Raw genomic sequence first — 22,568 nt, 5'->3', positions numbered from 1 at the left:
GGGCCTCGTCGACGGAAACGTCAGTGCGGCGCGCCGGGAACACCCGGCGTCGTGGTCCTCTCCGCGCTGCGCATGCGGTGACGGTACGGCCGGCCGGCCCTACCGCGCGACCGCATTTCCGGCCGGCGGGTCAGCGCTTCTCGCAGGCGACGCCGTCCTTGTCCCGGTCGTGCTTGGTGTTCTTCGCGTAGACCGCGTTCGACACCGTGAAGTTGGTGACCGGCTTGGTGCTGCCGCGCACCTTGTCCTTCGCGCCCTTCTTGCCGACGCCGTGCTTGTAGGTCTTGTTGAGCTCGGTGCAGTTCTTGTATGTCTTCGCCGCCGCCTCAGCCGGGCCGACCGCGACGGCCACGCCGCCGCCGATCGTCAGGGTCAGGGCGAGCACACCCCGGAGCAGGGTGGAAACCATGGAGCCTCCTGTGCGCGAATGCTGCTAGGGCCCAAGATCGTATCTGGGATGCGCATCCGGGGAGGCGTGCTGTCGCAGGCCCGACAGCGGAGAGTGGGTGCGGGTCGCCGGCACGGGACCTGCCGGCGACCCGCGGCGGCCCGGTCGTCGGGAACGGGGGACCCGACGGCGCCGGTGCCGCGTCCCGCCAACGGTACGCCGGTGCGCACAGATCCGCCGCCCCGCTCCGCGTCCGGCCCACTCCGGCGGGGTGGCGGCCGTGGCTGAGCTCATCGCCCACGTCACGTCGCCCGCGTGGGCGTACGCGCTGCTGCTGGCCCTGCTGGTGGCGGACGCCTTCGTCCCGGTGGTGCCCACCCAGGTCATCATGATCACCAGCGGCGCGCTCACCGTCTACGGCGGGCTCAGCCTGCCGGTCACCATCGCGGTCGGCGCGGCCGGCGTCTTCGTCGGCGATCTGGCCTGCTATCTGCTCGGCCGCACCACGCCGACCCGCAAGGCGACCGGGCACGCCACTCCGGGGCGCGCCCGGCGTGCGGTCGCCAAGGCCACCCGCCGGCTGCGCGAGCCCGGGCCGCTGGTCATCCTGCTCTGCCGCTTCGTGCCCGGCGGCCGGATGGCGGCCTGCTTCTCCGCCGGCCGCAGCCGCTACCCGTACCGGCTGTTCCTGAGCTACGAGGCGGTGGCGGCGGTCGGCTGGGCCGGTTATGGCGCGCTCGTCGGCCACCTGGGCGGCACGGCGCTCACCGGGTCCGGGTGGCGGTTGCTGCTGATCGCCGGCGTGGCCGCGGGCGGGTTCGCGGCGGCGGGCTGGGCGATGACCTGGATCGGCACCCGCCAGGCCCAGTCGGCCGCACCGACGCCACGACCACGTGACGACAGCGAAGGAGAACCGATCATGAACAGTGGAACCAACTGGCGCGACGTCGGGGCGAAGGCCCAGCGGCTCGATCCCACCTGGAACGATCCCGAGCGGGTGGCCCGACGCCGGCAACTCCGGAAGCAGATGCTGGCGGCGGTGGACGGCGCGCGGCCCGGCCCAGCCGGCGAGGAGTCGGACCGGGCCGAGACTCCGGTCGACTGAGGTTCGCGGAATTTCGGAGGACATCGGAGAGCCGCAAACCACATCGCATAAGGTTTACTTATATTTGTCAGGTGTGGGAGATCAGACTGCATCCTGAGGTCGAAGCCTGGTTCCTCGACCTGTGCATAGGCGATCCGCGCACGGCCGAACTCGTCGAAGAGGCGCTCGACCTACTGGCAAAGCACGGCCCGGCCCTTGGCCGGCCGTTGGTCGATCGACTGAAGGGCAGCGCCTATCACCATATGAAGGAGTTACGGCCGGGTTCGAGTGGTTCCTCGGAGGTTCGCATGATCTTGCGTTCGACCCCTTCCGCGAAGCCGTATTCCTTGTAGCCGGGGACAAGTCGGGGCAATGGCAGAGTTGGTACCGGATCGCCATACCGTTGGCGGATGAGCGGTTCCAGGAACACTTGATCAGCTCGAAGGAAGACCGGACATGACCGATTGGGCGAACTGGCGCGACGTCAAGGCGAAGGTTCGGGAGGTCGACCCCTCCTGGGACGACTCCGATCGGGTGGCCCGACGCGGCCGGCTCAGGGAGCAGATGCTGGCCTCGGTCAGCGGCGCGCAGTTGGCGGAGATCCGTAAGCAGTTGGACATGACGCAGGCTCAGTTGGCGGAAGCGGCGGGCCTGTCCCAGGCCCGGATCAGCCAGATCGAGCGCGGAGAGAGCGTCAACCTGGAGATACTGCGCGCCTACGTGACCGGGCTGGGTGGCCATCTCGATGTCGTCGCCCGGATCGGAAACATCCGGCTCGACGTGGCCTGACGCGCGTTCCACCGCCGCCCCGGTAGGGGTTGACCCGGGGATCGAAGTGGGTGACCGCCCCGGATCCGTCTCGGGCGGTTCCGGCGACAGGCTGGACCCATGCGTTCGGCCCGGAGCAGCGGCCTGCTGGCCCTCGGCGGGATCGCCCTGGCGGCGGTGCTCGCCGTGATCGGTCACGTCGAGGTCAACGACGACCTGAGTCCCCTGTCGCTGACCGTCAGCGACTTCGCCGTCTCCGACCGGGGCGGCGTCATCGACACCGCGATGGCGGTCCTGGCGGCGGCCACCGTCGTACTCCTGCCGGCCCTGCGCCGCAGCGGCGCGGACCGGGCCTCCCTCACGCTGCTGGCGGCCTGGTCGGGCGGGCTGCTGGCCGCCGCGGTGGTGCCCACGAACGCCCCGGGCTCGCCCATGGACACCGCGGCCTACGTGCACCGGTACGCCTCGGTGCTGTCGTTCCTGGCCCTGCCGGTCGCCGGCTGGCTGCTCGCCCGCCGACCCAGCGGCCCGCCCGCCCGGTGGCTGCGCGCCCTGACCCTGACCAGCCTGCTGCTGGCCGCCGCGATGATCTGGTGCGCCTACCCCGGTGACCGCGCCCTGATCGGCCTGGCCGAGCGCCTCCTCATCGTCACCGAGACCGCGCTCCTGACCACCGTCGCCCTCCACCTGGGTCGAGGGCCGCGCTCACTCCAACTCGTGCAGCATGAGCTGGCGGGCGGCCTCGGTGATGGACCCGGACAGGCTCGGGTAGATCGTGATGGTCTGGGCCAGCTCGTTGACGGTGAGGTTGTTCTCCACCGCCATGGTGATCGGCAGGATCAGCTCGCTGGCCTTCGGCGCCACCACCACGCCGCCGATCACCTGGCCGCTGGCCGGCCGGCAGAACAGCTTGACGAAGCCGTCGGCCAGGTCGTCCATCTTCGCCCGGGCGTTGCCGGACAGCGGCAGCATGACCTGGCGGGCCGGGGTCTTCCCGGCGGCCACCTCGTCCTGCGACACGCCGACCGTGGCCAGCTCCGGGTCGGTGAAGACGTTCGCCGCGACGGTACGCAGGCGCAGCGGCCGGACCGCTTCGCCGAGCGCGTGCCACATCGCGATCCGGCCCTGCATGGCGGCGACGCTCGCCAGCGGCAGCACGCCGGTGCAGTCGCCGGCGGCGTAGATGCCCGGCACGTTGGTCCGGGAGACCCGGTCGACCGTGACGTAACCGCCCCGGGCCAGCTCGACGCCGTATTCGGCCAGGCCCAGGTCGGCGGTGTTCGGGATCGAGCCGACCGCGATCAGCGCGTGCGAGCCGGCGACCTGGCGGCCGTCGGAGAGCACCACCTCCACGCCGTCGCCGACCCGGCGGACGGCCTCGGCCCGGGAGTTGTTGAGGATGCTCATGCCCCTGTTGCGGAACACCCGCTCGATCGCCATCGCGGCGTCGGCGTCCTCGTGCGGCATCACCCGGTCCCGGCTGGAGACCAGCGTGACCTTGACGCCCATGGCCAGGTAGGCGCTCGCGAACTCGGCGCCGGTGACGCCGGAGCCGACCACGATCAGGTGCTCGGGCAGCTCGGGCAGGTCGTAGACCTGCCGCCAGGTCAGGATGCGCTCGCCGTCGGGCAGCGCGGTGGGGAGCTGGCGCGGGGTCGCGCCGGTGGCGACGAGCACGGTGGAGGCGCCGATCGGGTACGCGGGCGAGCCGTCGGCCGGGGTGACGATCACCTGGTGGGTGTGACCGAGCGTGTCCTCACCCAGCCGCGCGGTGCCGGCGACGAACTCCACCCCGGCCTTGACCAGCTTGGTGTGGATGTCGGCGGACTGGGCCAGGGCGAGCCGTTTGACCCGCTCGTGCACCGCCACGGCGTCGACCGTGACCGCCTCCAGGCCGTCGGAGTGCACCCCGAACTCCTCGGTGTCCCGATAGTTGGTGACCACCTCCGAGCTGGCGATGAACGTCTTCGAAGGCACGCAGTCGGAGAGCACGCAGGCGCCGCCCGCGCCCTCCGCCTCGACCACTGTGACATCGGCGTCCAGTTGGGCGGCGACGAGCGCCGCCTCGTACCCGGCCGGCCCGCCGCCGATGATCACGATCTGGCTCACTGAGCCATCCTTCCGTTCGCGACTGCGGGGCTCCGCTTCGCTGCGCTCCTCGCGCTCACCACAGCCGTCCTTCCGTTCACGACTGCGGGGCTCCGCTTCGCTGCGCTCCTCGCGCTCACCACAGCCATCCTCTCGTCCGTCTTCACAGTGACTTTCTTCTCCCCGTCGCGTCCGACACGCACCGTCGTATTCTCCCCCACCGGCAGACCGGGCTATCGTCGTCGCCGTGCGTCTCTACGCCGCTTACGGCTCAAACCTGGATCCCGCTCGCATGCGCGCCTACTGCCCGCATTCGCCGATGGTGGGCACCGGCTGGTTGGAGGGGTGGCGGCTGACCTTCGCGGGCGAGGACGTCATCGGGTGGGAGGGCTCGGTGAGCACCGTGGTCGAGGCCCCGGGTGAGCGGGTCTTCGTGGCGCTCTACGACATCCACCCGTACGACGCCGCCCAGCTCGACGAGCTGGAGGGCGTGACCGCCGGGACCTACCGCAAGCTGACCGTCCGCGTCTCGACGCTGGACGGGGACGTGACGGCCTGGGTCTACGTCTTCGACGGGTACGAGGGCGGCCTGCCGACGTCGTGGTACCTGTCGGAGATCGCGAACGCGGCGGAGAAGGCGGGCGCGCCCGACGACTACGTCACCGAGCTGCGGTCCCGTCCGACCGGCACGGCGTCCGCCTAGCGCGTCTCCCACCCCGACAGTGTGCGCCGGTCGGCCGCCCACCCGCTCGGCGACCCCCGGCCCGGGGGTACCGGGTCACACCTGCGGGGCGGGCACGCTCCGCTCGTACATGTCGGTCCAGCGTTCCTCCACCAGCCCGACCGAACGGTAGAGAGTGACCGGCGCGGTCGGGTTGGCCAGGTCGACGCCCAGCCCGGCGCGGGCGCGGCCCTTCGCCGCGTAGACCGCGAACGCCCGGCGCAGCAGCGCCGCGCCCACCCCGCGCCGCCGGTGGGCCGGCAGCACGGACAGCGTCCGGACCCAGCCGGCGTCCTGCTCCACCGCCTGGTCGGAGGACTGCAGGGCGCCGGCCGGCTCGCCGTCGACCTCGGCCACGAACCACTCGTCCCAGACCTTGCCGTACGACGGCAGCAGCTCCCGCCAGCGGTCGAAGCCGAGTGGATCGTGGTCGAGCGTGTCCCGGAACGCGGTGTCGTGGATCCGGTGGAACAGCCGCAGGTCGGCCTCGTCGTCGGGGCGCAGCGGCCGGACCGTCACCCCGGCCGGGGGTGGCGGCTCGGCCGGCAGATCGGCAAGCGAGCGGCTCATCCGGACGTACCGCTTGACCCGCTGGAACCCGGCCGCCACCAGCTCATCCGCCCAGCGGGTCTCCGGGGCGTACACGCCGGCGCGCGCGGTGAGCGCGGGCACGCCCCGTTCGGCGGCCCGTTCGGCGACCCGGTCGAGCAGCCGGGCCAGCAGCGGGGCGCGGAACTGCGCGCCCCGGTCCGGGTCGACGAGCACGTCCACCCACTCCCGGCCGACCCCGCTCGGGTTGCCCAGGATCGACCAGGCGACCGGCGTCCCGTCCGGGTCGGTGACCAGCCAGGAGTCCCGGGCCGGGTCGACGAAGGGCGCGGTCAGCGCGTCCCGTACGTCGTCGGCGTCGAAGTCCGGATAGCCCACGGCGAACGTGTCGGCGGCGTGCACCACCGCCAGGATCGCGGGCACGTCGTCGAGGGTGGGGCGGCGGGCCGTCCAACCGGCGGGGAACGTCACGCGGCAGATCCTGGCAGTCGGACCGCCGCCACGCCTCCCATTTATCCGTGCCGGGCGTGCAGCCGCGCGACGGTGAGCAGATCGACCAGCTCCGCGCCGCCGACCTGGCCGAGGGCGTGGAACGCCGGTGACACCAGGCGGTCGGTCACCGCCTCGGCCCAGATCCGCCGCCGCACCAGCGGCCCGACCGGCGGGTAGGGCGGCGTCCAGCCGCAGGCGGCGGCGCCCGCCTCCCCCTCCGGGCCGGCCAGCACCGCCTCCAGCGGGGTCAGTCCGGACGCTCGCACGGCCAGCAGGTAGGCCCCGGCGAAGTGCTCGCGCAGCAGCAGCAGGCCGACGGCAGCGCGGGCGCCCGGTGACGGGTCGGGCACCGGCATGGCCCGCCAGGCGGCGAAGAGCGGCATGGCGCTGCCGTCGGCCGCGTCGACGGCCCGGTCGAGCAGACCGGCGAGCCGGGCCGCCCCGGGCGCGTCGCCCAGCCGGTCCACCCCCCACCGGCAGCACTCGGTCAGGTTCGCGGCGGCCACCTGCAAGGGCGGCACCGCCCGCGCCGCGGCGTCCCAGCCGTCCGCCACCGCATCCGGGGCGATGAACCCGAGCGCCGCCGCCACCGTCTCGGCGCGTACGTCACCGAGCGCGCCGGCCCGGCCGGTGATGTAGAAGGCCCAGCCGGAGATGCCGAGCAGCCGGGCCCGGCGCTGTGTCGACGGGCAGCGGGAGAACGCCTCCCCGAGCTCCAGCACCAGCGGTTTGCAGGCGGCGGCGACCTGCTCCGGCGTCATCGGTGACCCACCGCCGTCCGTCCACCGTGGGCATCCATCACGCTCAGTCTGCCCGGTCGTCACCGGCTTCGGCATCCCCCTCTTCGGCGTCGAGCGCCTCCAACACGGCCTCCACCTCGCCGGCCCGCCGCCGGGCGGCGGTGACCGCCCGTTCCGCGCCCCGCCGGGCCAGCTTCGCCCGGCTCAGCTCCTGCTCGGCCACGGCCCGGCGGCGCTCCAGCTCGGCCAGCTCCGTCTCGATCCGGTCCAGCGTCGCGGCGCCGTCCCGTTCGGCCGTGTCCGCACCGGCCAGCTCCGCCTGGGCCCGGTCCAGGTCCGCGCGGGCCTTCGCCAGTTCGCGTGTCGCGGTCCGCCGCCGCCCGGCCCGTTCGGCCCGTTCGGCCCGCGCCGCCCGCTCGTCGCGGGCCCGGCGCGCCTCGGCCCGCTCGGCCGCCTTATCCGGTACGCCGGACCCGACCGCCCGATGCGGTACGCCGGACCTGCTGGCCCGATCCGGTACGCCGGGCGCCTCCTCGTCCGCGGTGACCAGCCGGAGCTGGGGGCGGGGCACCTCGCCGAAACCGGCGTAGTGGCTGGACCGCAGCAGCCGACCGGCGCGTACCTGCTCGGCCACCTCGGTGTCGGAGAGCGCGGCGTTGAGCGTGGCCTCCACCTCGCCCAGCGGCAGCTTCCCGGCCGGCGGCGCGGCGGGCTCGTCGGCGGCCAGCCGGCGTACCTCGGCGACGAGCGCGCCCACGACGGCGCGGCGCTGGGCGGAGAGCTCCCGCAGCTTGCCGCCGCGCAGGTCGCGCTGTGCCGCGCGGAGCGACTCGGCGAGCTGGGCCAGGTCGGCGACCAGCTCGGGTCGCCGGATCGCGAGCAGGTTGACCAGCCAGGCCGCGACGGTGGGCCGGCGCAGCCGGCCGATCTCCCGGGCGGTGCGCGGGTCGCCGGCCTGGCGCGCCTGCGCCACCGCGGCGTCCCGGGCCTCGACGAACTTGTCCGGCGGGGTGGCGTACAGCCGCCGGACGATCTCGACGGGTACGTCAGGCATCGATCCGGGTGCCCGGCTCCAGACGGCGGTAGTCGGTCTTCGACAACGCGGTGTACTGCCGGTCGAGCACGCCGAAGCCGTTGGCGTTGAGCAACCCGTCGTGCAGGGCGTAGGCCCGCCGCGGGGCGACCGCGCGGATGAAGTCGACCACCTCGGAGAACTTCGACCAGGGCGCGTGTATCGGGGCGAACAGCGTGTCCACCTGGACGTCGTCGGGCACGAACAGCGCGTCGCCCGGGTGGTAGACCACGTCGGCGAGGAGATAACCCAGGTTCTCGATCACCGGGATGTCCGGATGGATGACGGCGTGCCGTCCCCCGTACGCACGCACCGGCACCCCGGCGGCGGTGAACGACTCTCCCGGCGCGACCGGGACGAGCGCCTCGGCGGCGTCACCGAGCACGCCGGCGAGCGAGGCGGGGCCGTGCACCGGCACCGGTCGCCGCTCCAGCGCGCCGGTGAGCGCGGCGACGTCCAGATGGTCCTGATGCTCGTGGGTGACAAGCACCGCGTCCACCCCGTCCAGCGCCTCGGACGTCTCGCTGAACACCCCGGGGTCGACGACAAGCACTGCCCCGTCGTGCTCCAGCCGGAGGCAGGAGTGGGCGTACTTGGTGAGTTGCATGGTGGCTCCTCGATCGTCGAATCGTGCCGTCCTCACCGCAGTCTGCCGGACGTGGCGCGACCGCGCGTGACGTCGGACGTTAATGGGATTCCCGCCGACTCCGACGCCTTTCCGGCCCGGGCCGGGCGCGCGCCACCATGGGATACTTGTCGCACCACTAAGGACTGTGCGTCGTGCGGGGATTCCGGCGGAAGGGAGTTCCGTTGAACAACGACGAGACCGGGCAGTCCCGGATCGAGGAGCTTGAGTCCAGGCTGATCACGCTCGCGCTCACCGGGGCGCTGGCGGTCAGCATCGCGGACAACATCTTCCACTTCGTCACGAACAAAGACTGGACGATTCCCCTCATTTTCCTGACCATGCTCGTCTTTCTCCGGTGGCTCGACATCACCCGGCGGCGGGTCCTCACCATCGCCACCGGGGCGCCGCTGCGCACATACGATTCCTCGTCGGCCTTCTACGGCGAGGCCCTGCACGCCATTTCCCGCAGTTCGAAATCGGTCTACGCCGTGTTCTCGCACGACACCGCCCCCGGTCAACAGACGGAGGAGTCCCGCCGCTATTACACCGGCACCATCCGCTGGGCGCGCAAGACACCGGGCAAGCGCTCCCTGCACCGGGTGATCCGCCTGCCGCACAGCAGTCCCGACATCCAGCAGTGGGTCGACGAGCAGGTCGACCTGGCCAGCAAGATCGAGAATTACCACATCAAGATCCTGCGTTATCCGCCCGGCATGGAGTTGGAGGGCGAGAATTTCGCGGTCATCGACTCCGTGGTGGTCTTCCTCGGCTTCGCCGTGGACGACCGTGGGGAGTTGCGCGGCTTCAGCATCCGCGACACCGGGGTGGCAGCCGCCTTCGAGCACCACTTCCGGGAGTTGTGGCGGCTCGCGAGTGCCGATCCGCAGCCGTCCTAGCCGGTCTGCTCCGTCGGGACGCCCAGCGCCGCCACGTAACGGTCCGGCCGCTCGGCCCAGTCGTTCGTCCACCGGGCGACGATCGCGTCGGCCGGCGGTCGGCCGGTGGCGGCACTGTGGAACGCCGGCTCCAGCGACTTGACGATGTCCGGATGCTCCAGCCCCCGGGCGACCCGCGCGGCGAGTCCCTTCTCGGCCAGGTGCACGAGGTGCCCGGCCACCTCGCGGATCTGCGGGTTGATCCCGTCCGGGCTGCCCTGCGCGGCCTTGACCGCGATCAGGTCCAGCGCCTCGGTCCGGAACTCCGACACCACGTCGAGCGCCGCCCGCCGGACCGCCGGCTCCTCGGCGAGACCGACGAAGAGCGCCGGGACGAGCGCGAGCTGAGCCCATGCCTGGCCGTCCGGCAGCCGCGTCTCAAGCGTCCGGCGCGGCCGGATCGAGGGCCACACCTGCCCCAGGTGGGTGCGCCAGTCGGCGATCGTGGGCCGGGTTCCGTCCCCGAAGCCGTCCCGCAGCGACTCGCGGAAACTGTGCGGGCCGCCCGGCACGTACCCGTGGTCGGAGCGGCGGTAGATCATCGGCAGCGCGCACAGCACCTGGACCAACTCCGCCAGGTCGGTGACGGCGTACAGGCGGGAGGCGAGATGCTGGCACCGCGCCGGGTCGATCCGACGCCAGTAGGCCATCCGCCGGGAGACGAGGCCGTCGTCCCGGTGCGGCCCGGCGAGCGCCGGGGCGTTCGCCAGGAGCGCGGCGAGGAAAGGCGAAACTCCGAGCAGCATCCGGAACTTCTCCAGATATTCGGCCTCGTCGAGCGCGTCCAGGCTCACCTGGGTGGACAGCGTCAACCCCATGACCTGGTCACCCAGCCGGCCGCCGTCGCCCAACTGGGCGAACCAGCGACGCATGATGCGGGTCCGCTCCTTGGGCGCCCAACTGATCCCGGCCGGGTCGTCGAAGGGCAGGTGCGCGCCGGTCAGCAGGCGGAGCCGCAACGGCTCGGCGACCCGCGCCACCTCGACCAGGCGCCGGCGGGCCGCGGCCACGCTCTCGCTCACCGACACCTGGGGCGCCGACGAGTATTCGATCGCGCCGGCCATCTCCAGGGTCAGCGCGGCGCCGTCCGGAAGCGACAGACCGACGAGCGCGCCACCCTCGTGGATCGGGTCGCCCCCCAACCCGTCGAGGAGCGCCACCAGCAGGGCCCGGGTGCCCGCCGGCTCGTCGTACGAGACGGACCGCCCGGTGTCCGGGCGGACCAGACCGCACTCGACCTCAAGCCCGATCCGGTGGCTGTGCCGACCGGTCGGCCGGAACCACCCGACCAGGTCGGGAATCTTCAGCTGTGGCTCGTCGTGTGGCACCACGCCCTGACTCATGGGTCACTCCCGCTCCCGGTCGCTCTCCCGACGGGGCCGAGCAGGGCTCAGCTGATCTTCGCCGGGGGCGCCAACCCTTCCGCCAACCCTACCGTCGATCCGGACGAATCCCGGAACCGCCACGGTGCGACGACGACCCAGGAATGGATGTGCTGCTCGGTCGCGAGCAGGTCTTTGCGCAGGTCGTAGACGAGGTGCCGGGGTGCGCCCGGCGGGTCGCCGACCCGGGTCCCGCGGAACGGCAGCACCGGCAGCAGCAGCGGGTAGTCGATCTGGCCGGTGCCGTTGCCGACCCCGATCTCCTGTTCCAGGAAGTCGCGGATGGTCGCCTGGACGTCCTCGATGTCCGCGACCGGGGCCAGCCCCGGGTCGGTCTCGGCGGGGTCCACGTCCGTCGGGCTCAGCGGCGCACGCCGCCAGATGAGCTGGAACGCCGGACGCTTCTCGGTGAAGCCGCGATCCCAGGGCCGGGGGCTCATCGAATAGACGTCGTAGGTGTGGTGGTGGTAGACCGTGCCCGCGCCGCCGATCTCGCGCAGCACCTCGTCCACCGCCTCCAGCCAGGGCAGAAGGGCCTCGACCCGAAGCCTGCGCCCCTCGCTGAGCAGGTATTCCCGATAGAGGTCCGCCGAGCCGACGTACGGGGTCGGTGGCAGCTGCTCGTCGACGAGGTGCCGGTTCGCGTCCAGCAGGAGACGCGACAGGTGGAACCCGGCCACCGCCACCCCCCGGGCGCGCCCGGCGACGATGTCGTCGACCAGGTGCCGGTAGATCGCGGCCGTACCCAGGTCGACGTTCTCGTGCACCAACTGGGCCAGTCTCGGGTAGTCGGCCGGGTCCACCGCGGAGAGCAGGTCCGCCGGCAGCTCGGTGCCGCCGTGCGGCACGATGTGCAGCTCCCGCAGCGGCTCGTCGGTGTTGGCGACGATCGTCCCGCCGCCCACCCGCAACCGGCGGAAGTGCTCCCCCGCCGGCCCGAGGTGCGAGTCCAGGTAGGCATGGCCGCAGTCCGTGCAGGAGTGCCGGCGCTGGTGGTCCAGGAACAGACTGCTGCGTTCCAGGTCGGCCATCGTCGCGCTGAGGTGCATGGCCATTCCTCCTCGTATGTCGCCCGATCGGCGCGCACCGCTTGTCGGGCACCGGCGGAAGCAGGGTGGGGTCGGTGGTCGATCAGCCCGTGACCACGCCGAGAGGCGCCGGCACCGCCCCGAGATGCCGGACGGGGTTGATCCGGGGCGGGCCGGTGGCCTCCGAGCAGAGGTCGGCGAAGAGCGTCAGAAGTTCGTCCGGCGACCAGGACCCGGCCGCTCCCGGCCGGCTGCCGAGATAGGTGGCGACCTCGGCGACGCCCCAGCCGTGGGCCTCCACCAGACCGGCGGCCAGGTGCCGCAGGTAGATCGCGGCGGGCTTGCGATGCTCGACCTCGTCACTGCACCACGGGGAGGTGAAGGTGAAGGCGGGAACGCCGTCGATGTCACCCAGGTGAAGGAGGGTCTGGTAGCAGCCCGGACCGAGGGCCAGTCGCCCCTGTTCGAGCACATCGGTGAGGTCGACGTCGTCGCCCGGTTCGAGGTTCATCTCCTGGGCCAGGATGTCGGAGAACTGCGACACGGTGAGCCGGTAACCCCGAGCCGGGGTGTCCCCGGGGCTGCCGTGGTCGTAGAAGGCCATCCCGCCGGTCCAGGCCAACGCCTCCAGGGCGAAGTAGATGGTGCCCGGCAGGCGTAACGCGCGGCTCTCGCTCGGCGGGGTCTTGTCCCGGCAACCGGGGTAGGTCAGCGCGCCCGCGGGCGGGCGACCGCCCACCAGGTAGTAGTTGAGCCGGCCCAGGCTCATGTTCGAGCCGTAGCAGACGTACCAGATGTGGGTGGGACGGACGGTCGCCGGCCCTGGGGTGAGCTCCGAGACGACGCTCGCCACCTGGTCGCGGAGTTCGCTGCGCCCGTCGGGCTCGGTCGACGGCCCGTGGCTCACCGCGGAGTCCCGTTCCCCGGCTCCCGCCCGGAATCGGCGAGCGCGGCCAGCGCGGTGTGCGCCATCACCCGGACCCCGCACTCGATCGCCCGCTCGTCGACGTCGAAGCCGGTCTGGTGGGTGTCGGGCGGATCGGTGACGCCCGGCGCGGTGATCCCCAGTCGGATCATCGCGCCCGGCACCTGCTCCAGGTAGAAGGAGAAATCCTCGCCGCCCATGCTCACCGGCGCCTCGACCACGTGGTCGACGCCGAGGGCACGGGTCGCGGCCGAGGCGATGAGCGCCGTCGCCTGATGATCGTTGATCACTGGCGGAAAGCCCTCGACATAGCTGACCTCGATGTCGGCGCCCGATCCGGCGAGGAGGTCGGGCACCAGGTTCGTGATCACCGCGCCGGCCTCGTGCCACGCCTCGCGGCTGAGGCTGCGCACCGTGCCCCGCACCGCGCCGTCCGCGGGGATCGTGTTGAAGGCCGTGCCCGCGCTGACCGCGCCCCAGACGAGCGAGACCGGCCGGCGCGGGTCCATCCGGTGGGCGAGCAACCCCGGAAGGCCCACGATGACCCGTCCCAGGAGGTCCACGACGTGCGCGGCGAGGTGCGGGCGAGCGGTGTGCCCGCCGCCGCCGGAGACGCGGACCTCTAGGGTGGCCGAGGCGGCGGTCAGCGGACCCGAGCGGACCGCGACCGTCCCCACCGGGAACTGCGGCGCGCAGTGCAGCGCGAAGATCGAGGAGACGCCGTCGAGCGCCCCGGCGGCGATGACCTCGGGCGCGCCGGAGGGCACGGTCTCCTCCGCGGGCTGGAAGATCAGGCGGACCCGGCCCGGCAACGCGCCCCGCTCGGCGAGCCGGACGAGCACGGGGGCCAGGCCGAGCAACACCGTGGTGTGCACGTCGTGGCCGCACGCGTGGCAGACCCCGGGCACGGTGGACCGGTAGTCGACCGTCTTGCTGTCGGGCAGCGGAAGCGCGTCGAGGTCCGCCCGGAAGGCCACCAGCGGCCCGTCGGCCTCGCCGACGATGTCGCAGAACAGGCCGTTCCCCTTGGGCAGCAGCTGCGGCGTCAGACCGAGCCCGGTCAGGCGGCCGGCCACCAGCGCGGTGGTCTGGAACTCCTGACCCGACAGCTCGGGGTGCGCGTGAAGGTGGCGACGCACGGCGATCAGGCCCGGGATGTTCCCGGTCAGCACCTCGTCCGCGCCATGCGGCAGCGGCATCGTCCCGGGCTGGGCGTCCAGCCGGGACGCCGCCGGGAGGCCGTCCGAAGGCAGCGTCAGCGCACTCGTCACGTCGAATTCTCGATCACTGGAGAGGGTTGGATCATCGGGCAGAACCGCAGACAGCCTAGACCCCCGACGGTAACGCTGCGCAACCTCTTTCCCGTAGCGGTCGGACCGCACAGCGTCACGAATGCCCTGGTGGGAGCGTTCGGATATCTGCGGGACAGCAGGTAGATCGCGGTCGGACGCCGTCATCTGACCACCACCTCCTACACCGCGTAACCGACTCGTCGAACATCAAATAGCTGGCCGCTGTTCCGAATTGTCGCATTGGTCGCACCGGTCGACCATGGCTCGGACAAGTCCCCGACAGCGGTCGGCCACTCGGCGAATCCCGACGGTGACATGATCGCCAGTCGGCCGCCCACACAGGCTGTCCGTCCCGCCCACCCGACCGGTTTACCCGCATCGCCAAATCACACACCCGGCCACAGACGCGACGACGGCCCACACCCGGCACCCGGAGGGCGCCGGCGCGGGCCGTCGTCGAACGCGTCAGAAACGGTCGGTCGGGCGATGAATGCCCCACACCTCGCGCAGGGTGCCACACACCTCACCGACGGTGGCTCGGGACCGCAACGCCTCCTTCATCGGATAGAGCACGTTGGCGTCCCCCTCCGCGGCGACGCGCAGCTCGGCCAGCGCCCGCTCGACCGCGCCCGCGTCGCGATCGGCGCGCAGCCTCGCCAACCGCTCCGCCTGAGCCGCCTCGATCGTCGGGTCCACCCGCAACGGCTCGTACGGCTCCTCCTCCTCGATCCGGAACCGGTTGAGCCCCACCACCACCCGCTCACCCGCGTCGATCTCCTGGGCGATCCGGTACGCGGACTGCTCGATCTCCCGCTTCTGGAAACCGGCCTCGATCGCGTCCACCGCCGAGCCGTGGTCGAAGACCCGGTCCATCAGCCCGGTGATCGCCGCCTCCAACTCGTCGGTCATCGCCTCCACCACGTACGACCCGGCGAACGGGTCGACGGTGGCGGTGAGATCCGTCTCGTACGCCAGCACCTGCTGGGTGCGCAACGCCAGCCGGGCCGCCTTCTCGGTGGGCAGCGCGATCGCCTCGTCGAAGCTGTTGGTGTGCAACGACTGGGTGCCGCCGAGCACCGCGCCCAGGCCCTGCACCGCCACCCGGACCAGGTTGACCTCCGGCTGCTGCGCGGTGAGCTGCACGCCCGCGGTCTGGGTGTGGAACCGCAGCATCATCGACTTCGGGTTCTTCGCGCCGAACTCGTCACGCATCAGGCGGGCCCAGATGCGGCGGGCGGCGCGGAACTTGGCGACCTCCTCCAGCAGCGTGGTGCGGGCCACGAAGAAGAACGACAGCCGGGGCGCGAAGTCGTCCACGGCCAGCCCGGCCGCGAGCGCCGCGCGGACGTACTCCACGCCGTTGGCCAGGGTGAACGCGATCTCCTGCGCGGGCGAGGCGCCGGCCTCCGCCATGTGGTAGCCGGAGATCGAGATGGTGTTCCACTTCGGCACCTCGGCCCGGCAGTAGGCGAAGGTGTCGGCGACCAGCCGCAGCGAGGGCTTCGGCGGGAAGATGTACGTCCCCCGGGCGATGTACTCCTTGAGGATGTCGTTCTGGATGGTCCCGTTGAGCGCCTCCCCGGGCACCCCGGTCTCCTCCGCCACCAGTTGGTAGAGCAGCAGCAGCACCGAGCCCGGTGCGTTGATGGTCATCGAGGTGGAGACCTTGTCCAGCGGAATGTCGCCGAACAACGTGCGCATGTCCTCGATGGAGTCGATCGCGACGCCGACCTTGCCCACCTCGCCGTGCGCGATCGGGTCGTCCGAGTCGTACCCCATCTGGGTGGGCAGGTCGAAGGCGACGGACAGGCCCATGGTGCCGGCGCGGAGCAGCTGGTGGTAGCGCGCGTTGCTCTCGGTGGCGGTGCCGAAGCCGGCGTACTGCCGCATGGTCCACGGGCGGGACGTGTACATCGTCGGATAGACCCCGCGGGTGTACGGATAGTCGCCCGGCTCGCCCAGCCGGGACTCCAGATCCGCCGGAAGGTCGGCCGCCGTGTAGACGCCCCTGATCGGAAAACCCGACTCGCTTGACCGCGCATCGCTCATTACCGGATGGTAGGACGCGGTTGCCGCCGCAGGGGTGAGGGATACCGCACACCGGGACGCGGCCACCCACCGGAGGTGAGTAACTGCCCACATACCGTCGAGTAGATAAACGCCCGCCGCGTCGGGTTTCGCATCGGGCGTCGGAACCAGCAAGATAGAGGGGTTGTGTCCCAGCCCCCTCGATATCCCCCGGTGGCTTTTCTGTGACTCAGATTCCGACGTGGAGCGGTGGACCGGCCAGTCCCCCCACTGGACGCGCGGCGCCCGGCACCACCATCGGTGGGCGCTACTCGTTGCGCTCGCCGGTGGGCAACGGCGGCATGGGCACGGTCTGGCGGGCCACAGACACCCTGCTGCGCCGTGACGTGGCGGTCAAGGAAGTCGTCCTCCCGCCCGGGCTCGCCCCCAGCGACCGCGACGCGCTCTACGAACGGACGCTCCGCGAGGCCCGCGCCGCCGCCGCGATCCAGCACCCGGCCGTCGTGCAGGTCTACGACGTGGTCACCGAGGGCGGCCGGCCGTGGATCGTGATGGAGCTGCTGGACGCCCGCAGCCTCGCCGACATGGTGATCGAGGACGGGCCGGTCGCGCCCCGCGCGGTCGCCAAGATCGGCATCGCCCTGCTCGGCGCGCTGGAGGTGGCCCACGCGCTCAGCGTGCTGCACCGCGACGTCAAGCCGGCCAACGTGCTGATCTGCTCCGACGGCCGCTGCGTGCTCACCGACTTCGGCGTGGCCCGGATGCCCACCGACGTGCAGCTCACCACGCCCGGGATGGTGCTCGGCTCGCCGCACTTCATCTCCCCCGAGCGGGCCATGGGCCAGGAGTTCGGCCCGCCCAGCGACCTGTTCTCGCTCGGCGTGACGCTCTACACCGCGGTCGAGGGCCGGCCCCCGTTCGACAAGGGCGACCCGATCGAGACCATGCACGCCGTGGTCGAGGACCCGCCCGCCACGCCGCAGCGCAGCGGCCCGCTGACCGGCGTGCTGATGGGCCTGCTGGAGAAGGACCCGGCCCGCCGGCTGGACGTGCCGCGCGCCCGGGCCATGCTGCGTGAGCTGCTAGCCGGTCCGCTGACCAGCACCGCCACCGCCGTCAACTCGGTCACCGACCCGTACGCGGTGGTGCCGGTGCCGCGCCCCACCACGCCGCCGGCGATCGCCGCGGAGCCGAAGCCGAGCGGCCAGATCGGCGGCCGGGCGATGATCGAACCGGGCGAGTCGCTCACCGACCGGCTCGCCGCCCTGCGCCGCGGCGAGCGTCCCGCCGCGAAGCCGGCCACCGGCGCCGCGGCGCTCGACGAGACGAGCGCCGACGCGCTCGCCGGGCCGCTGCACACGCCCACCGGCGCGATGTCCGGGCCGGACGCGACCGAGGCGACCCAGCGCATCTCGCCGGACTCCACCGTCCGGTTCAACCAGGGCGGCGGCGCGGACGCCACGCAGCACGTCCCCACCACCAAACCGGCCACCTACGGCGGCGGCAACCAGTGGTCGGTGCCGGGCACCGGCCAGCCGTGGACCACCCCCGCCACCGCGCCCGCCGACGGCGCGTCCGGCGGGGCGAAGGGCCTCCTCGACCGGGTGAAGGCGTTGCCCCGCAAGGTGCAACTCGCCGCCGCCGGCGGCCTGGCCGTGGTGCTGCTGGTGAGCGTGATCGCACTGACCAGCGGCGGCGACGACGCTCCCCCGCCGATCGTCGGCGCGCTGCCGTCGAACTCGACCCCCGCCGCGCCGGAGATGCAGGAGCAGACCACCAAGGGCATCACGGTCCAGGTGCCGAAGGGATGGGACCGCAAGACCGGCGGCGTCTTCGTCGACTTCGTCGACCCGCAGGACAGCGGCCGGAAGGTGCGCGTGCTCGCCGAGAACTGGGGCGGCACATCGGTCAGCTGGGCCGAGTTCGCCTCGCGCAACCTGCGCGACAAGAGCAAGGCGTGCGACAAGCCCTACGAGCAGCTCGCGATGACGGAGACGACGCTTGCCGGAAAGCCGGCGGCGGAGTTCGAATACACCTGCGGCGACGGTGACACCAAGCGACACGGGGTGTGGCGCGGCGTGGTGCAGGACGACAAGGTCTACTCGTTCTACCTCACCTCGGGCGAGGCGAACTTCGCCGAGAGCAAGCCGATCTTCGACGCGATGGTCAATTCGTTCCAGCTCACGGCGGCCAACTGAGTCGAGGCCGACGACCGGTGATGGTCCGCCGCCGTGCTATCAAGAGGCCATGGCGGCGGACACCACTGACCTTGACGACCTTCGCGTGCGAGCCGAGCGCTGGCTCGCCGACGACCCCGACCCGGCCGACCGGGACGAGCTGCGCGCCGTCCTCGACGGGCTGCCCGGCACGGCCGCCGAGCTGGCCGACCGCTTCGCCGGCCCGCTGACCTTCGGCACCGCCGGGCTGCGCGGCCCGCTGCGCGCCGGCCCCAACGGGATGAACCTCGCCGTGGTCACCCAGGCCGCGGCCGGGCTGGTCGGCTGGCTCGCCGCCCAGGGCGGCGAGGGCCCGCTGGTGATCGGGTACGACGCGCGGCGCGGCTCGCGGGCGTTCGCCGAGCGCACCGCGCAGGTGGCCACCGGCGCCGGCCGGCCCGCGCTGCTGCTGCCCCGCCCGCTGCCCACACCGGTGCTGGCGTTCGCGGTGCGGCAACTCGGCGCCGTCGCCGGAGTGATGGTCACCGCCAGCCACAACCCGCCCCAGGACAACGGCTACAAGGTCTACCTGGGCGCGCGGCTCGGCGGCGAGCTGGGCGCGGGCGCACAGATCGTGCCACCCGCCGACGCCGGCATCGAGGCGGCCATCCGTGCGGTCGGCCCGCTGGCGCAGGTGCCGCTCGGCCCACCCGGCCAGGTGCTCGGCGACGACGTGGTCGCCGCGTACGTGGACCGGGCCGCCGCGGTGGTCGACCCGGCCGGGCCGCGCGACCTGCGGGTGGCGTACACGCCGCTGCACGGGGTGGGCGCGGCGGTGCTGACCGCCGCGTTCGCCCGGGCCGGCTTCGGAGTGCCCGGCGTGGTGCCCGAGCAGGCCGAGGCGGACCCGGCGTTCCCGACCGTCGCCTTCCCCAACCCGGAGGAGCCGGGCGCGGTGGACCTGCTCGTCGCGTTGGCCGACCGCACCGGCGCGGACCTGGCGATCGCCAACGACCCGGACGCGGACCGCTGCGCGGTGGTGGTACGCGACGGCGGGTCCTGGCGGATGCTGCGCGGCGACGAGGTGGGCGCGCTGCTCGCCGACCACCTGATGCGACGCGGAGTGACCGGCCTCTACGCCACCACCATCGTCTCCTCCTCGCTGCTGCGGGCCATGGCCACGGCACGAGGCCTGCCCTACGACGAGACGCTCACCGGGTTCAAGTGGATCGTCCGGGCCGGCGGTGGTCACGAGCCGCTCGTCTACGGCTACGAGGAGGCGCTCGGTTACTGCGTGGCGCCGGAGCACGTGCGGGACAAGGACGGCATCACCGCCGCGCTCACCGTCGCCGAGCTGGCCGCCGGGCTCAAGGCCCAGGGTCGTACGCTCACCGACCGCCTCGACGAGTTGGCCGCCGAGTTCGGCGTGCACCACACCGACCAGCTCTCGGTGCGGGTGGACGATCTGCGGGTGATCGCGGAGGCGATGGCGCGGATCCGGGCGGCCACGCCGACCGCACTGCTCGGGCACCCGGTCACCGAGGCGTCCGATCGGCTCCCCGACGCGGACGTGGTGACCCTGCGCACCGAGGCCGCCCGGGTGGTCATCCGGCCCTCCGGCACCGAGCCGAAACTCAAGGCGTATCTGGAGGTGGTGGAGCCGGTGACCGGCGGCGACGTCCCCGCGGCCCGGCAGCGTGCCCGGGTCGCCGTCGCCGAGCTGCGCACCGAGATCGCCACCGCCCTCGCCCTCTGAGGTGTAAGGCGGGGGCCCTTCTTAACACCTGAGTGTTAAGAAGGGCCCCCGCCTCTACCGAATGCGTTAAGCGGGGCCCCCGCCTTACATGCTGGGCCGCTTGCCGAGGGCGGCGTCCACCGCCTGGGCCAGGGCGGCGATGACCAGGCTCACCGAGGGGCGTACCACGCTGTCGTCCACGCTCACCGTGCCGGAGAAGCCGGCGCCCGTCGCGATCTCCGCCAGGCGCTTGCCGGCGTCGTCCGCGTCGGCCCCGGTGAGCCCGAGCGCCGGCTCCATCCGCAGCACCGCGACAAGCGTGGCGAGCGCGGCGGTCCGCTCGTCCGGGAGCTGCCCGCTCGTGAGCGCCTCGGCCAGCCGCCGCCGGATGTCCGCCTCGACCGAGGCGTCCGTCACCGGGTAGCGGTGCACGTGGATGAAGCCCAGCTCGGTCTCGTCCACGTCGCGGACCACGCCGCGTTCGCAGAGGTCGCCGAGGATCCGGTCGCGCAGGCCGTGCCGCAGCCGCTGCACCCACGACGACGGCGTGTGCGGGGTGTCCGCGGCGATCTTGGCGAGCACCGCGTCCGCGATCGGCTCGCCGGTCGGCGTCGGATCGACCGCCGTCAGGTTTCCGTCGGCGTACGCGACGCGGCCGGCCAGGGCCAGCTCGACCAGTACCGCGGCGGCCATCCCCAGGTCCAGGCTGATCCGCGGCATGGCCGCCTTGCCGGTTTCGTCGTCATACGCGAGGAGCAGCAGTTCCTCGGCGAGCGCAACACCATTCATGGCCCGGAACGCTAGCGCCTTCCCGCAGCCCGCGCACCGACTTGCCGTGGTCAGAAGCGGGGCATGCCGCCGAACTGGCGGTCACCGGCGTCGCCCAGGCCGGGGACGATGAACATCCGGTCGTTCAGGCCCTCGTCGATGGACGCGGTGACCAGTCGCAGCGGCAGTCCGCTGCGCTCCAGCCGGGCGATGCCGACCGGGGCGGCCAGCACGCAGAGCACGGTGATGTCGGTGCAGCCGCGGTCGGCGAGGAGCCGGCAGCAGTGCTCCAGCGAGCCGCCGGTGGCGAGCATCGGGTCGAGCACCAGCACCGGCCGGCCGGTCAGGTCCCGGGGCAGCGACTCCATGTACGCCCGCGGCTCGTACGTCTCCTCGTCGCGGGCCAGGCCCACGAAGCCCATCGACGACTCGGGCACCAGGCCGAGCGCGGCGTCGGCCATGCCGAGCCCGGCCCGCAGCACCGGCACCAGCAGCGGCGGGTTGGCCAGCCGGGTGCCCTCGGTGGCGGTGACCGGGGTCTGGATCGAGTAGTTCTCGACCGGGAAGGAACGCGCGGCCTCGTACACCAGCATGGTGGTGAGTTCGCGCAGTGCGGCCCGGAACGACGCGGAGTCGGTCCGGGCGTCTCGCATGGCGGTCAGCCGCGTCTGGGCGAGCGGATGGTCAATGACGTGTACGTCCACGATCGCTCAACCTACCGGTCCCCGGTCCGGCGCACGGTGGGTGCGGCCCGGCCAGCGACGCCGCTCACCACAGGTCTGACGTGACCAAGATCACTCGACTCGCGGGTGCGTACTATTCGGGGCATGACGGCGACAGCGACGTCGGCCCGGTCGGACCTCTCCGAGCTGGGACGATCCGAGACCGCTCTGCGGACCTTCCTGCACGGCCTACCGGGCGTGGACCAGGTCGGCGCGGAGCAGCGGGCGGCCCAACTCGGCACCCGCTCCATCAAGACCACGGCCAAAGCCGAGGCGATCGACCTGGCGATCCGGATGGTCGACCTGACCACCCTCGAAGGGGCCGACACCCCGGGCAAGGTGCGGGCGCTCGCCGCCAAGGCCCTGCGCCCCGACCCGGCCGACCCGAGCTGCCCGCACGTCGGCGCGGTCTGCGTCTACCCGGCGATGGTCCCGTACGTGGCCGAGGTGCTGCGCGGCAGCGACGTGCACCTGGCCAGCGTGGCGACGTCGTTCCCGTCCGGGCAGGCCCCGCTGGAGATCAAGCTCGCCGACGTCCGGGCGGCCGTCGAGGCCGGCGCGGACGAGATCGACATGGTGATCAGCCGGGGCGCGTTCCTGGCCGGGCGCTACGCCGAGGTGTACGACGAGATCGTGGCCACCAAGGAGGCGTGCGGGGACGCCCACCTCAAGGTCATCCTGGAGACCGGCGAGCTGGCCACCTACGACAACGTACGGCGTGCCTCGTGGCTGGCCATGCTGGCCGGCGGCGACTTCGTCAAGACCTCCACCGGCAAGGTCCCGGTCGCGGCCACGCTGCCGGTGACGCTGGTGATGCTGGAGGCGGTACGCGACTTCCGCGCCGCCACCGGGCGGCAGGTCGGCGTGAAGCCGGCCGGCGGCATCAAGAACACCAAGGACGCGATCAAGTACCTGGTCATGGTCAACGAGACCGTCGGCGCCGACTGGCTCGACCCGGACTGGTTCCGGTTCGGCGCGTCGAGCCTCCTCAACGACCTGCTGATGCAGCGCACCAAGCTGACGACCGGCGTCTACGCCGGCCCCGACTACTTCACCCTGGACTGAAC

Annotated in this window: 21 protein-coding genes and 1 pseudogene; 9 read left to right on the top strand and 13 right to left on the bottom strand. The window is 72.5% G+C overall.

Going from position 1 to position 22,568, the window contains the following annotated elements:
- Positions 1-130: 130 nt before the first annotated feature.
- Positions 131-409 carry an excalibur calcium-binding domain-containing protein gene (locus O7613_RS30025; protein WP_281584986.1) on the bottom strand — a complete coding sequence of 93 codons (279 nt, stop codon included), beginning with the start codon at positions 407-409 and terminating at the stop codon, positions 131-133.
- A 259-nt stretch (positions 410-668) separates the two neighbouring features.
- On the opposite strand from O7613_RS30025, the gene O7613_RS30020 reads away from it, so the two are divergent.
- The 4 genes and pseudogenes from O7613_RS30020 to O7613_RS30005 form a co-directional block, all read left to right on the top strand.
- Positions 669-1,493, top strand: a complete 825-nt coding sequence (locus O7613_RS30020; RefSeq protein WP_281584987.1) for a DedA family protein — start codon at positions 669-671, stop codon at positions 1,491-1,493.
- Between the two features lie 71 nt (positions 1,494-1,564).
- Positions 1,565-1,825, top strand: a complete 261-nt coding sequence (locus tag O7613_RS30015; protein ID WP_282291198.1) for a type II toxin-antitoxin system RelE/ParE family toxin — start codon at positions 1,565-1,567, stop codon at positions 1,823-1,825.
- A 103-nt stretch (positions 1,826-1,928) separates the two neighbouring features.
- Positions 1,929-2,261: a helix-turn-helix transcriptional regulator gene (locus tag O7613_RS30010; RefSeq protein ID WP_282291197.1), complete on the top strand. Its 333-nt coding sequence runs from the start codon at positions 1,929-1,931 to the stop codon at positions 2,259-2,261.
- Between the two features lie 99 nt (positions 2,262-2,360).
- A pseudogene (locus O7613_RS30005) lies at positions 2,361-2,867 on the top strand (DUF998 domain-containing protein); the annotation flags it as partial.
- Between the two features lie 78 nt (positions 2,868-2,945).
- On the opposite strand, the gene O7613_RS30000 reads toward O7613_RS30005, so the two are convergent.
- Positions 2,946-4,349, bottom strand: a complete 1,404-nt coding sequence (locus O7613_RS30000; protein WP_281584990.1) for an NAD(P)H-quinone dehydrogenase — start codon at positions 4,347-4,349, stop codon at positions 2,946-2,948.
- Between the two features lie 226 nt (positions 4,350-4,575).
- Between O7613_RS30000 and O7613_RS29995 the strand changes: the two genes are divergently transcribed.
- Positions 4,576-5,031 carry a gamma-glutamylcyclotransferase gene (locus O7613_RS29995; RefSeq protein WP_281584991.1) on the top strand — a complete coding sequence of 152 codons (456 nt, stop codon included), beginning with the start codon at positions 4,576-4,578 and terminating at the stop codon, positions 5,029-5,031.
- 75 nt (positions 5,032-5,106) lie between these two features.
- Here the strand turns inward: O7613_RS29995 and O7613_RS29990 are convergent, their stop codons facing one another.
- The 4 genes from O7613_RS29990 to O7613_RS29975 are packed head-to-tail and all read right to left on the bottom strand — an operon-like array spanning position 5,107 to position 8,509.
- On the bottom strand, positions 5,107-6,069 hold the full coding sequence (locus O7613_RS29990; RefSeq protein ID WP_282291196.1) for a GNAT family N-acetyltransferase: 963 nt from the start codon (positions 6,067-6,069) through the stop codon (positions 5,107-5,109).
- Between the two features lie 41 nt (positions 6,070-6,110).
- The gene (locus O7613_RS29985) at positions 6,111-6,851 is read right to left on the bottom strand and encodes a hypothetical protein (protein ID WP_281584993.1); all 741 of its coding nucleotides are present in this window, start codon (positions 6,849-6,851) and stop codon (positions 6,111-6,113) included.
- A gap of 43 nt (positions 6,852-6,894) precedes the next feature.
- Positions 6,895-7,884, bottom strand: a complete 990-nt coding sequence (locus O7613_RS29980; protein WP_282291195.1) for a hypothetical protein — start codon at positions 7,882-7,884, stop codon at positions 6,895-6,897.
- The gene (locus O7613_RS29975) at positions 7,877-8,509 is read right to left on the bottom strand and encodes an MBL fold metallo-hydrolase (protein WP_281584995.1); all 633 of its coding nucleotides are present in this window, start codon (positions 8,507-8,509) and stop codon (positions 7,877-7,879) included. The genes O7613_RS29980 and O7613_RS29975 overlap by 8 nt, the downstream gene beginning before the upstream one ends.
- 203 nt (positions 8,510-8,712) lie before the next feature.
- Between O7613_RS29975 and O7613_RS29970 the strand changes: the two genes are divergently transcribed.
- The gene (locus O7613_RS29970; RefSeq protein ID WP_281584996.1) at positions 8,713-9,426 is read left to right on the top strand and encodes a hypothetical protein; all 714 of its coding nucleotides are present in this window, start codon (positions 8,713-8,715) and stop codon (positions 9,424-9,426) included.
- Here O7613_RS29970 and O7613_RS29965 read toward each other — a convergent pair.
- The 5 genes from O7613_RS29965 to O7613_RS29945 all read right to left on the bottom strand — a co-directional run bounded on the left by O7613_RS29965 (position 9,423) and on the right by O7613_RS29945 (position 16,141).
- Positions 9,423-10,808 carry a glutamate-cysteine ligase family protein gene (locus tag O7613_RS29965; protein ID WP_281584997.1) on the bottom strand — a complete coding sequence of 462 codons (1,386 nt, stop codon included), beginning with the start codon at positions 10,806-10,808 and terminating at the stop codon, positions 9,423-9,425. The genes O7613_RS29970 and O7613_RS29965 overlap by 4 nt on opposite strands.
- Positions 10,809-10,855: 47 nt before the next feature.
- Positions 10,856-11,896, bottom strand: a complete 1,041-nt coding sequence (locus O7613_RS29960) for an N-formylglutamate amidohydrolase (RefSeq protein ID WP_281584998.1) — start codon at positions 11,894-11,896, stop codon at positions 10,856-10,858.
- Positions 11,897-11,978: 82 nt separating this feature from the next.
- Entirely contained in the window at positions 11,979-12,782 is an 804-nt protein-coding gene (locus O7613_RS29955) for a histone deacetylase (protein WP_281584999.1), read from the bottom strand.
- Positions 12,779-14,071, bottom strand: coding sequence for an amidohydrolase (locus tag O7613_RS29950; protein WP_282291194.1), 1,293 nt, complete (start codon positions 14,069-14,071; stop codon positions 12,779-12,781). The genes O7613_RS29955 and O7613_RS29950 overlap by 4 nt, the downstream gene beginning before the upstream one ends.
- A 486-nt stretch (positions 14,072-14,557) precedes the next feature.
- On the bottom strand, positions 14,558-16,141 hold the full coding sequence (locus O7613_RS29945) for a methylmalonyl-CoA mutase family protein (protein ID WP_282291193.1): 1,584 nt from the start codon (positions 16,139-16,141) through the stop codon (positions 14,558-14,560).
- 203 nt (positions 16,142-16,344) lie between these two features.
- On the opposite strand from O7613_RS29945, the gene O7613_RS29940 reads away from it, so the two are divergent.
- Both O7613_RS29940 and O7613_RS29935 read left to right on the top strand, forming a co-directional pair.
- Positions 16,345-18,318 (top strand): serine/threonine-protein kinase, encoded by a 1,974-nt coding sequence (locus O7613_RS29940; protein WP_281585002.1) that lies wholly within the window; start codon positions 16,345-16,347, stop codon positions 18,316-18,318.
- Positions 18,319-18,367: 49 nt separating this feature from the next.
- On the top strand, positions 18,368-20,032 hold the full coding sequence (locus O7613_RS29935; RefSeq protein ID WP_282291192.1) for a phospho-sugar mutase: 1,665 nt from the start codon (positions 18,368-18,370) through the stop codon (positions 20,030-20,032).
- Positions 20,033-20,116: 84 nt separating this feature from the next.
- Here the strand turns inward: O7613_RS29935 and O7613_RS29930 are convergent, their stop codons facing one another.
- Positions 20,117-20,800, bottom strand: a complete 684-nt coding sequence (locus O7613_RS29930; protein ID WP_282291191.1) for a GPP34 family phosphoprotein — start codon at positions 20,798-20,800, stop codon at positions 20,117-20,119.
- Positions 20,801-20,850: 50 nt separating this feature from the next.
- Entirely contained in the window at positions 20,851-21,483 is a 633-nt protein-coding gene (upp, locus tag O7613_RS29925; protein ID WP_281585005.1) for a uracil phosphoribosyltransferase, read from the bottom strand.
- Positions 21,484-21,606: 123 nt separating this feature from the next.
- On the opposite strand from upp, the gene deoC reads away from it, so the two are divergent.
- Entirely contained in the window at positions 21,607-22,566 is a 960-nt protein-coding gene (deoC, locus tag O7613_RS29920; protein ID WP_281585006.1) for a deoxyribose-phosphate aldolase, read from the top strand.
- Positions 22,567-22,568: the final 2 nt, after the last annotated feature.

Origin of the sequence: Micromonospora sp. WMMD975 (assembly GCF_029581215.1) — a bacterium.
GTDB lineage: Bacteria > Actinomycetota > Actinomycetes > Mycobacteriales > Micromonosporaceae > Micromonospora.
The sequence above is the reverse complement of the archived record's forward strand: the minus strand, read 5'-3'. Positions and strand labels throughout refer to the sequence as shown.

What these genes read in the sequence shown, in the direction of transcription:
- O7613_RS30025 (WP_281584986.1), bottom strand. Translation starts at nt 409, where the DNA reads ATGGTTTCCACCCTGCTCCGGGGTGTGCTCGCCCTGACCCTGACGATC.
- O7613_RS30010 (WP_282291197.1), top strand. Translation starts at nt 1,929, where the DNA reads ATGACCGATTGGGCGAACTGGCGCGACGTCAAGGCGAAGGTTCGGGAG.
- O7613_RS29985 (WP_281584993.1), bottom strand. Translation starts at nt 6,851, where the DNA reads ATGACGCCGGAGCAGGTCGCCGCCGCCTGCAAACCGCTGGTGCTGGAG.
- O7613_RS29980 (WP_282291195.1), bottom strand. Translation starts at nt 7,884, where the DNA reads ATGCCTGACGTACCCGTCGAGATCGTCCGGCGGCTGTACGCCACCCCG.
- O7613_RS29975 (WP_281584995.1), bottom strand. Translation starts at nt 8,509, where the DNA reads ATGCAACTCACCAAGTACGCCCACTCCTGCCTCCGGCTGGAGCACGAC.
- O7613_RS29965 (WP_281584997.1), bottom strand. Translation starts at nt 10,808, where the DNA reads ATGAGTCAGGGCGTGGTGCCACACGACGAGCCACAGCTGAAGATTCCC.
- O7613_RS29960 (WP_281584998.1), bottom strand. Translation starts at nt 11,896, where the DNA reads ATGCACCTCAGCGCGACGATGGCCGACCTGGAACGCAGCAGTCTGTTC.
- O7613_RS29945 (WP_282291193.1), bottom strand. Translation starts at nt 16,141, where the DNA reads ATGAGCGATGCGCGGTCAAGCGAGTCGGGTTTTCCGATCAGGGGCGTC.
- O7613_RS29935 (WP_282291192.1), top strand. Translation starts at nt 18,368, where the DNA reads ATGGCGGCGGACACCACTGACCTTGACGACCTTCGCGTGCGAGCCGAG.
- O7613_RS29930 (WP_282291191.1), bottom strand. Translation starts at nt 20,800, where the DNA reads ATGAATGGTGTTGCGCTCGCCGAGGAACTGCTGCTCCTCGCGTATGAC.
- deoC (WP_281585006.1), top strand. Translation starts at nt 21,607, where the DNA reads ATGACGGCGACAGCGACGTCGGCCCGGTCGGACCTCTCCGAGCTGGGA.